10 protein-coding genes are annotated in these 8,749 nt (G+C 67.1%); 7 read left to right on the top strand and 3 right to left on the bottom strand.

Going from position 1 to position 8,749, the window contains the following annotated elements; genetic code table 11:
* Window positions 1-21: 21 nt before the first annotated feature.
* From BN4332_RS19985 to BN4332_RS20010, 6 genes are all read left to right on the top strand, one after another.
* Window positions 22-690: an ArsR/SmtB family transcription factor gene (locus tag BN4332_RS19985; RefSeq protein ID WP_066900930.1), complete on the top strand. Its 669-nt coding sequence runs from the start codon at window positions 22-24 to the stop codon at window positions 688-690.
* 16 nt (window positions 691-706) lie between these two features.
* The gene (locus tag BN4332_RS19990) at window positions 707-1,150 is read left to right on the top strand and encodes a helix-turn-helix transcriptional regulator (RefSeq protein WP_066900932.1); all 444 of its coding nucleotides are present in this window, start codon (window positions 707-709) and stop codon (window positions 1,148-1,150) included.
* Window positions 1,147-1,566 (top strand): VOC family protein, encoded by a 420-nt coding sequence (locus tag BN4332_RS19995; protein WP_066900934.1) that lies wholly within the window; start codon window positions 1,147-1,149, stop codon window positions 1,564-1,566. Before BN4332_RS19990 ends, BN4332_RS19995 begins: the two co-directional genes overlap by 4 nt.
* 3 nt (window positions 1,567-1,569) lie before the next feature.
* Entirely contained in the window at window positions 1,570-3,948 is a 2,379-nt protein-coding gene (locus BN4332_RS20000; protein ID WP_066900936.1) for an ATP-binding cassette domain-containing protein, read from the top strand.
* Between the two features lie 305 nt (window positions 3,949-4,253).
* Window positions 4,254-4,985 (top strand): TMEM165/GDT1 family protein, encoded by a 732-nt coding sequence (locus BN4332_RS20005; protein WP_066900938.1) that lies wholly within the window; start codon window positions 4,254-4,256, stop codon window positions 4,983-4,985.
* Window positions 4,986-5,048: 63 nt separating this feature from the next.
* A complete protein-coding gene (locus BN4332_RS20010) occupies window positions 5,049-6,128 on the top strand; it encodes a phosphodiester glycosidase family protein (protein ID WP_066900940.1) in 1,080 nt (359 codons plus the stop codon).
* A 3-nt stretch (window positions 6,129-6,131) separates the two neighbouring features.
* On the opposite strand, the gene BN4332_RS20015 is transcribed toward BN4332_RS20010, so the two are convergent.
* The 3 genes from BN4332_RS20015 to BN4332_RS20025 form a co-directional block, all read right to left on the bottom strand.
* Complete coding sequence (locus tag BN4332_RS20015) at window positions 6,132-6,578, bottom strand: hypothetical protein (RefSeq protein WP_160110890.1); 447 nt, start codon at window positions 6,576-6,578, stop codon at window positions 6,132-6,134.
* Between the two features lie 293 nt (window positions 6,579-6,871).
* Window positions 6,872-7,150 (bottom strand): barstar family protein, encoded by a 279-nt coding sequence (locus tag BN4332_RS20020; RefSeq protein WP_066900944.1) that lies wholly within the window; start codon window positions 7,148-7,150, stop codon window positions 6,872-6,874.
* A complete protein-coding gene (locus tag BN4332_RS20025) occupies window positions 7,147-7,599 on the bottom strand; it encodes a guanyl-specific ribonuclease (RefSeq protein WP_084459342.1) in 453 nt (150 codons plus the stop codon). Before BN4332_RS20025 ends, BN4332_RS20020 begins: the two co-directional genes overlap by 4 nt.
* Window positions 7,600-7,680: 81 nt before the next feature.
* On the opposite strand from BN4332_RS20025, the gene BN4332_RS20030 reads away from it, so the two are divergent.
* The coding region (locus BN4332_RS20030) for an acyltransferase family protein (protein ID WP_160110891.1) at window positions 7,681-8,749 on the top strand (1,069 nt) is incomplete at its 3' end.

Consider the following 8,749-nt stretch of genomic DNA (forward strand, 5'->3'; position numbering starts at 1 on the left):
AAATTATGGAATACTGTCGGGATGGATCGCTCACCAGCGAAGACACGTCTGTACGAAGAGTTCGCCGCCAGCGGCAAGGCCCTGTCCCACGCCAGCCGGCTGGAGCTGCTGGACTTGTTGAGCCAGGGGGAACGCAGCGTCGAGTCGCTCGCCCGTGCGGCCTCCCTGAACCTGACGTCGGCGTCGTCGCACCTGCAGATACTCAAACAAACCGGCTTCGTCGACACCCGGCGCGAGGGAGTCAAGATCTTCTACCGCCTGGCCGGCGACGATGTCGCTCAGTTATTGGTGTTGTTGCGCACGGTTGCCGACCGTCGCCGAGCCGAGGTGGGTGCCGCGCGCGATGCCTATCTCGGTGAGCCGGTGGGCCCCGGCATCGACCGCGACGCACTGCGGACCCGGCTCGACGACGCCGATGCGCGGGTGGTGGTGCTCGATGTCCGCCCCGACGAAGAATTTCGCGCCGGCCATATCCCGGGCGCAGTGTCGATACCGGTGGACGAACTCGCCGATCGGATCACTGAATTGCCCGACGACGCCGACATCGTCGTGTACTGCCGGGGCGAGTACTGCGTGTATGCGCACGAGGCCGTCCGAACCTTGACCGCCGGCGGCCGTCGCGCGATCCGCCTCAACGACGGAATGGTCGAATGGCGGCTGGCCGGGCATCCGGTCAGCACCGCCCCCTAGACGTACGATCGCCGATGTGGCCGACCAACAGCTAGGCGATCTCAAGCTGCTGCGCCGGGTCCGCGACCGCATCGACCGCGAGTACGCGCAGCCGCTGAACGTCGAAGCCCTTGCCCGCGGCGTCAACATGTCCGCCGGGCACCTGTCGCGCCAGTTCAAGATCGCCTACGGCGAGTCACCGTATTCGTATCTGATGACCCGTCGCATCGAGCGGGCGATGGCACTGCTGCGCCGTGGCGACATGTCGGTCACCGAGGTCTGCTTCGCGGTCGGCTGCTCCTCGCTGGGCACGTTCAGCACCCGGTTCACCGAACTCGTCGGCATCCCGCCCAGCCGGTACCGCGAGCAGACCGCCGGCGTCAGCGACGGCCTGCCGTCGTGCATGGAGAAGCACGTCACCAAACCGATCAGGAATCGAGAAGCGGCCGCGGTGGGCCTGCACCTAGCGTCTGAGTCATGACCATCTCAGACATCAAAATTCACAACACGTTCCTGCCGCACGACGACCCCGAGACGTCTCTGGCCTTCTACCGCGACGTGCTCGGTTTCGAGGTCCGTCTCGATGTCGGTGGCGGCAAGATGCGCTGGATCACCGTGGGCCCCGTCGGCCAGCCCGACACCTCCATCGTGTTGCATCCGCCGGCCGCCGACCCCGGCATCACCGACGACGAGCGCCGCCTGATCGCCGAGATGATGGCCAAGGGCACGTACGCCATCGTCGTGCTTGCCACCAAGGATCTCGACGCCGCGTTCGAGAAACTGCAGGCCACCGACACCGAGATCGTCCAAGAGCCCACCGACCAGCCCTACGGCGTGCGCGATTGCGCCGTCCGGGACCCCGCCGGAACCATGATCCGAATCCAGGAGCTGCGCTAGTCCATGAGCACCGCCAAGACCCACCCCGCCGACAGCCACGATCTGATCCGGGTCACCGGCGCCCGGGAGAACAATCTCAAGGACGTCGACATCGAGCTGCCCAAACGCCGGTTGACGGTGTTCACCGGCGTCTCGGGGTCGGGTAAGAGCTCGCTGGTGTTCGACACCATCGCCGCGGAATCGCAGCGGTTGATCAACGAGACCTACAGCGCCTTCGTGCAGGGTTTCATGCCGAACCTGGCCCGCCCCGAGGTCGACGTCCTCGAGGGATTGACCACCGCGATCATCGTCGACCAGCAGCGCATCGGCTCCGATCCACGGTCCACGGTGGGCACCGCGACCGATACCGGAGCCATGCTGCGCATCCTGTTCAGCCGGTTGGGCAAGCCGCATATCGGTTCACCGCAGGCGTTTTCGTTCAACGTCGCCTCGATCAGCGGCGCCGGTGCGGTCACCATGGAAAAGGGCGGGCGCACGGTCAAGGAACGCCGCGACTTCAACATCGTCGGCGGGATGTGTCCGCGGTGTGAGGGCCGCGGCGCGGTCAACGACATCGATCTGACCGCGCTGTACGACGACACCAAATCCCTGAACGAGGGCGCGTTGAGCATCCCCGGGTTCAGCATGGACGGCTGGTACGGCCGGATCTTCCGCGGATGCGGCTTCTTCGACCCGGACAAGCCGATCAAGAAGTTCACCAAGAAGGAACTCGATGCGCTGCTGCACAAGGAGGCCACCAAACTCAAGATCGACGGCGTCAATCTGACCTATCTCGGGTTGCTCCCGCAGATCCAGAAGTCGTTCCTGTCCAAGGACGTCGAGGCCATGCAGCCGCACATCCGGGCCTTCGTGGAGCGCGCGGTCACCTTCACCACGTGCCCGGAATGCGACGGCACCCGACTCTCGGAGACGGCGCGATCGGTCAAGGTCGCGGGCATCAACATCGCCGAGGCCTGCGCGATGCAGATCACCGACCTGGCGGCCTGGCTCGGCACGGTCAAAGAAAAGTCCGTCGCGCCGCTGCTGGCCGCACTGCAGCACACGCTGGACTCGTTCGTCGAGATCGGGTTGGGCTACCTGTCGCTGGACCGCCCGGCGGGCACCCTGTCCGGCGGAGAAGCCCAGCGCGTCAAGATGATCCGCCATCTGGGCTCGTCGCTCACCGATGTCACCTACGTGTTCGACGAGCCGACCATCGGCCTGCACCCGCATGACATCGCCCGAATGAACGATCTGTTGCTGGCCCTGCGGGACAAGGGCAACACCGTGCTCGTCGTCGAGCACAAGCCCGAGACGATCACGATCGCCGACCATGTCGTCGACCTGGGCCCGGGCGCCGGATCCGCCGGCGGCGAGGTGGTCTTCGAGGGCACCGTGGCAGGCCTGCGCTCCAGCGACACCACCACCGGCAAGCATCTGGGTTACCGTGCAGCACTGAAGGATTCGGTGCGGGATCCCAAGGGCGCGCTGGAGATCCGCGGCGCGAACACCCACAATCTGCGCGACGTGGACGTGGACATCCCGCTGGGGCTGCTGGTGGTGATCACCGGCGTGGCCGGCTCCGGCAAGAGCTCACTGATCGACGGCTCGGTGGCCGGGCGCGACGGCGTGGTGGTGGTCGATCAGAGCCCGATCCGTGGATCCCGACGCAGCAACCCGGCCACCTACACCGGGCTGCTCGAGCCGATCCGCAAGGCATTCGCCAAGGCCAACGGCGTCAAACCGGCACTGTTCAGCTCGAATTCGGAGGGCGCCTGCCCGACGTGCAACGGCGCCGGGGTGATCTACACCGACCTCGGGGTGATGGCCACCGTCGAGACCACCTGCGAGGAATGCGAGGGCAAGCGGTTCGGCGCCTCGGTGCTCCAATACACCCTCGGTGGACGCAACATCGCCGAGGTGCTGGCCATGCCGGTCGGTGAAGCCGAGCCGTACTTCAGCGATGGAGAATCGAAAGTCCCTGCCGCACAAAAGATCCTGGCCAGGATGGCGGATGTGGGCCTGGGATACCTGACCCTCGGCCAGCCGCTGACCACGCTGTCTGGTGGCGAACGACAGCGACTCAAGCTGGCGGCCCGGCTCGCCGAAACCGGTGGCGACAAGGCCGACACGTTGATCCTGGACGAACCGACCACCGGGCTGCACCTGGCCGATGTCGAACAGCTGCTCGGCCTGCTGGACCGGCTGGTGGATGCCGGCAAGTCGGTGATCGTGATCGAGCACCATCAGGCCGTGATGGCACACGCCGATTGGATCATCGACCTGGGCCCCGGCGCCGGTCACGACGGCGGCCGCGTCGTGTTCGAGGGCACCCCGGCCGATCTGGTCACCGAGCGCAGCACGCTCACCGGCCGACACCTCGCCGAATATGTGGGGAGCTGAACCGACCCAGTCAGGGCACCCGAACTTTCTCGTGTCAAAGCCCAAACTTATTGTCGAATAAGGCTTTTCGACTGGGACGGTTTGCACCGCCCCGGTCGGCACGGGTATGGTGGACCGCAGCGAAGGGGAGTAGCCCCCAATCGGATATTCGACATACTGGCCACGCACATCAACGCAGCGCGACGGCCCGGCTATCCGAACCGGCCACGGCCGGTGGGCGAGACCTTCGGCCGTAGACCTATTGGTTGCCGGCCGGAGGCATCTGTTCAGCCCCGAAAGGCAGCCAACGACCGAGGAGTTGTTGAGTGCTGTCCGCTCTGCTCTTGAGTTTCGCTGTCATCTTCGTCGCCGAACTCGGCGACAAGTCGCAGTTGATGGCCATGACCTTCGCGCTGCGTTACCGCTGGTGGGTGGTCCTCGGCGGGATCACCGCGGCCACCACCGGCGTGCACCTGATCTCCGTGGCGGTCGGCCATTACCTGGGCGCGGCGCTGCCGACGCACCTGCTCGGCATCCTCGCGGGCGTGGCCTTCGTGTTCTTCGGGTTGTGGACGCTGCGTGGCGACAAGCTCTCCGACGACGAGGCGACCCGGGCCCAGCGCTCCACCGCTCCCGCGTTCTTGACGGTGACCTCGGCGTTCCTGCTGGCCGAGCTCGGTGACAAGACGATGCTCGCGACGATCACGCTGGCCGCCGACAACGACTGGGTCGGGGTGTGGATCGGCTCGACCATCGGCATGGTGGCCGCCGACGCGCTGGCCATCGTGGTCGGCGCCATCGCAGGCAAGCACCTGCCGGAGCGGGCCATCCAACTGGGCGCCGCGGCGTTGTTCGTGGTGTTCGGCGTCTCGATGTTGCTCGAGGGCGCCTTCCCGGCGGCTCCGGCGGTACTCACCACCGCGGGTGCGGTTGCCGTGACCGCGCTCTGTGCCGCGGGCCTGCGGGCACTGCCCGCCCATTTGCGGCCGGGCGCCATGCGCAAGCCGGTGGTGGCTGACCCAGCTAAGACCGAAGAACCGGACGCAATCACCCCTTGATCGGGCCGTGACCAGGCTGTTACGCATGTTGACAGAGTTTCCTGTGTGGTTATTGTGTAGTTCGTGCCAGGCCTGGCAAAACTCCTCCAGCGTGCGGTCGCGTCTGCGGCCGCCGTTGCCGTCTGCGCGGCGCTGGCCACCACCGGATCACCCGTCGCGCGCGCCGAGGATGCCCGGGCACTGCTGCTCGGGGCGATCGCCAACACCAAGGGCGCCTATCTGGTCTACAACTTCGGCGGCCAGTTCGCGGCCCCCTTCCTGACCGCCGATGGGCGCGCCTACACGCTGAACAACGGCGGCCACCTGATGACGATGAAGAACGCCTCCAGCCGCCTCAACCCGCGGCTGTTGGTCGACACTCATCAGGGCTACCAGTCGCGTTGCGAGCGCACCCCGGGCGCGCGTACCGGCGAAGGGCTGTGGCAGGCCTCGGAAACCTATGCGCCGCTGGCCGCATGGCAGGTGCTGGGCCAGCCCACCATCGCCGTCAACGCCAACTTCTTCGACGTGCGCGGGCAGCAGGGCGGCTCGTGGCGCGACACCAAGTGCTCGTCCCCGCTGGGTGCCTACGTCGACAACACCCGCGGACAGGGCCGGGCCAACACCGCGGTCACCGGCACGCTGGCCTACGCGGGCAAGCAGGGCCTGTCCGGCGGCAACGAGCACTGGTCGGCCCTGGCCACCATGATCCTCCCGATGGGCGGGGCCCCCTACGTGGTGATGCCCAAGAGCCCAAACGACTACGACTCGGCCACCCCGGTGATCCAGCGCCTGCTCGATCAGAACGCCCGGTTCGTCGCGGTGGCCGGGATCGGTCTGCTGGCCCCCGGCGACACGGGCCAGCTCAACGACAACGGTCCCAGCGCCGCGCGCACCGCCGTCGGCTACAGCCGGGCCAGCGATCAGCTCTACGTCTTCCAGGGCGGCAGCTACACACCGGACAACATGCAGGACCTGTTCCGCAGCCTGGGCGCCGACAACGCGGTCCTGCTCGACGGCGGCGGATCGTCGGCGATCGTGTTGCGCCGTGACACCGGCGGCATGTGGAGCGGGGCCGGCTCACCGCGCGGCAACTGTGACACCCGTCAGGTGCTGTGCGACTCCCGCGAGCGGGCACTGCCGAGCTGGCTGGCCTTCAACTGAGTTCTAGTTCACCAGGATTTCGGCGAGCACAGCATTCGGCATGTGCAGCGGCCGCAGGCATCTGCGCAATCCCGGATGGCAGAGCTGCATCAGGCGCTCCGAGGGCTCGGTGTCTCCCATGCGTTGATCGCCAAGGTATTTCAGCGTCGCGCCGGACGGAAGATCACCTGCGACCAACGTCGCCGTCGTGCCCGATATCAATGTCTGCCCGCCGTGGGCGATGTCGCGCAGACGCTCGGTGCCTGCAGCAGTGCCGTGCACACCGATACACAGCTCGAACGGATCCAGCGGTGTCAGTTGCAGGTACAGCGCGCAGGACACGGCGTCGGTTGCGCGTTCGAAGACGGCCGTGAAGCCGTCGCAGGCGGTCTGGCTCGCCGACAGTGCTCCGCCACTGAGTGCGACAAAGTGGGTGATCGTGGCTCGAAAGTACGGCAACGCGGCGGCCATACCCCGAGAGTCGGTTTGCCACAGACGGGCGGACCCTTCGGTGCGGGCCATCAGCCACGTCGTCTCAGTCGCCGGCATCTCGGTCACGTGCGCGCCGCTCCCGCCTCTCGTTCGCCAAGTGTCCCGCACCTGACGGCGCGCAGAACGCCAGCGTAACTACTTTTCGCGGGCCGCGCCGGGGCGGTCGGCGCCGTTGCGGCAGAACGTCGTTGCCAGTTCCCGGCCGACGCACAGTCGCGCCCGCCGGACGCGCGTAAGCGGTTACCGACCGGATTTGCTGAAGCCGGTGACGGTCAGTTCTCCAGCCAGAGGTCGACGCCCTCGGTGGCGAAGATCGACAGCACCGCGGACCAAGTGTCCTGTCCGAGCGCCGCTTTGATGTTGCGGTAGGAGGTCATGACGAATCGGAACTTGCGGTTGTCGGGGGTTCCGAAGCCGCCCCGCAGACAGTCGGCCAATGCATCCAGGTTCGAGCCGAAGTAGCCGTCGTCACCGTTGACCGCCCGGCCGATCTCGGTGAAGAAATCCGCCTTGGACGCCACCTTGCTGCCATCGATCCGGTAGGTCTTCACATGCCTCCGATCAAACAGAAGGATTCGTAATGGTCGCCCGTGTAGTAGAACTCGGGCGGATCGGTCAGCGGGGCGCCGCCGGTGACGATGCGACGCTTGCCGCGGTGCTTACTGCCCGGCGTCGGCACCGTGTACTCGTGGTAGTAGCCACGTTCATGTTTGGGCAGCCGCCCTTCGTAGTTGCCGAAGACGACGCCGTCGTTGCGTGGATACGGGAACGGCCCACCGGATTCGATCAGCTCCACCGTCTTGTTCGCTTCCGGCGGGAGGCTGCCGAGATCGCAGGTGCCCTCCGCGGCCGCCGACGTCGAGGGCTTGGACGGATTCGACGGCGCAGCCGGCGCGGAAACCACCGGTGCGGTGGGCGACGACGTGGGTTGCGTCGGGACGCAGCAACCGGAGAGCAGGCCGCACAGCACCGCCAGCACCGCAACGCGTGATCGTCCCATCGGCATGAGGCTAGCAACAGGCCCGGCAAATCCCGGGTCAATGCCGGTCGACGTGCGACGATCGTTACTCGAGTGAACAGAGTGACTACCCCCACGCAGCCTTCCACCCGCCGCGGCAACACCGTGAGTGGACGGAAACGCCTGCCGAACAAGCGGTTTCGTCCCGACATCGAGGGCCTGCGGGCGGTGGCGGTGCTGGCCGTCGTGCTGTTCCACGCCGGGGTGCCCGGGTTCGGCGGCGGGTTCATCGGCGTCGACGTGTTCTTCGTCGTGTCGGGATTCCTGATCACCGGCCTGCTGTGGCGGGAGCTTCAGTCCGGGGCGGAGGGCACCGGAACCATCCGGATGGCGCAGTTCTACGCCGGACGGGCCCGGCGGCTGCTTCCGGCCGCCGCCCTGGTGCTGGTCGCCACCTCGGTCGCGGCGACCATTCTCCTGCCACCGCTGCAGGCGCGTTCGGTGCTGGCCGACGCGATCGCCAGCGCTCTGTATGTCGGTAACTACCGCTTCGCCGCCGAGGGCACCGACTATCTGGCGGCCGAGGCGGCTCCGTCACCGCTGCAGCACTATTGGTCCCTCGGGGTCGAGGAACAGTTCTATCTGCTGTGGCCGGCCCTGATCGTCGGCATCGCATGGCTGTTGACCCGCACCGGCCGCGACAACCGGTCTGCCGCCCCGTACGCGGGCGTGCTGGCGGTGGTGGCCGGTGCCTCGCTGTGGGTGGCGCTGGCCTGGACGCAGACGATGCCGCCGTGGGCGTTCTTCTCACTGCCCACGCGCGCCTGGGAGTTGGCGGCCGGCGGGCTGATCGCGTTGACCGCCGCGCACTGGCGCACCCTGCATCCGGTCTGCGCGGCATTGGTCGGCTGGGGCGGTCTGGCCCTGATCGTGGCCACCGCTACCCAACTGGGCGCGGCAACGCCCTACCCCGGTACGGCGGCGCTGCTACCGGTGTTCGGCACCGCGCTGGTGATCGGGGCGGGTTGTGCGATACCGGATCTCGGAGTGGGCCGGCTGCTGTCCAAACCGGTGATGCGGGGCATCGGCCGGGTCTCCTACTCGTGGTATCTGTGGCACTGGCCGGTATTGCTGTTGGCGCCCGCGGTGTTCGGTCACGGCCTCGGACTGGCGGGACGCCTCACGATGATGG

Source organism: Mycolicibacterium houstonense (assembly GCF_900078665.2).
Classification (GTDB): domain Bacteria; phylum Actinomycetota; class Actinomycetes; order Mycobacteriales; family Mycobacteriaceae; genus Mycobacterium; species Mycobacterium houstonense.

Coding starts and splice junctions, on each gene's coding strand:
- BN4332_RS19985 (WP_066900930.1), top strand. CDS start 22: ATGGATCGCTCACCAGCGAAGACACGTCTGTACGAAGAGTTCGCCGCC.
- BN4332_RS20000 (WP_066900936.1), top strand. CDS start 1,570: ATGAGCACCGCCAAGACCCACCCCGCCGACAGCCACGATCTGATCCGG.
- BN4332_RS20025 (WP_084459342.1), bottom strand. CDS start 7,599: ATGGGACGATCACGCGTTGCGGTGCTGGCGGTGCTGTGCGGCCTGCTC.
- BN4332_RS20015 (WP_160110890.1), bottom strand. CDS start 6,578: ATGGCCGCCGCGTTGCCGTACTTTCGAGCCACGATCACCCACTTTGTC.
- BN4332_RS19995 (WP_066900934.1), top strand. CDS start 1,147: ATGACCATCTCAGACATCAAAATTCACAACACGTTCCTGCCGCACGAC.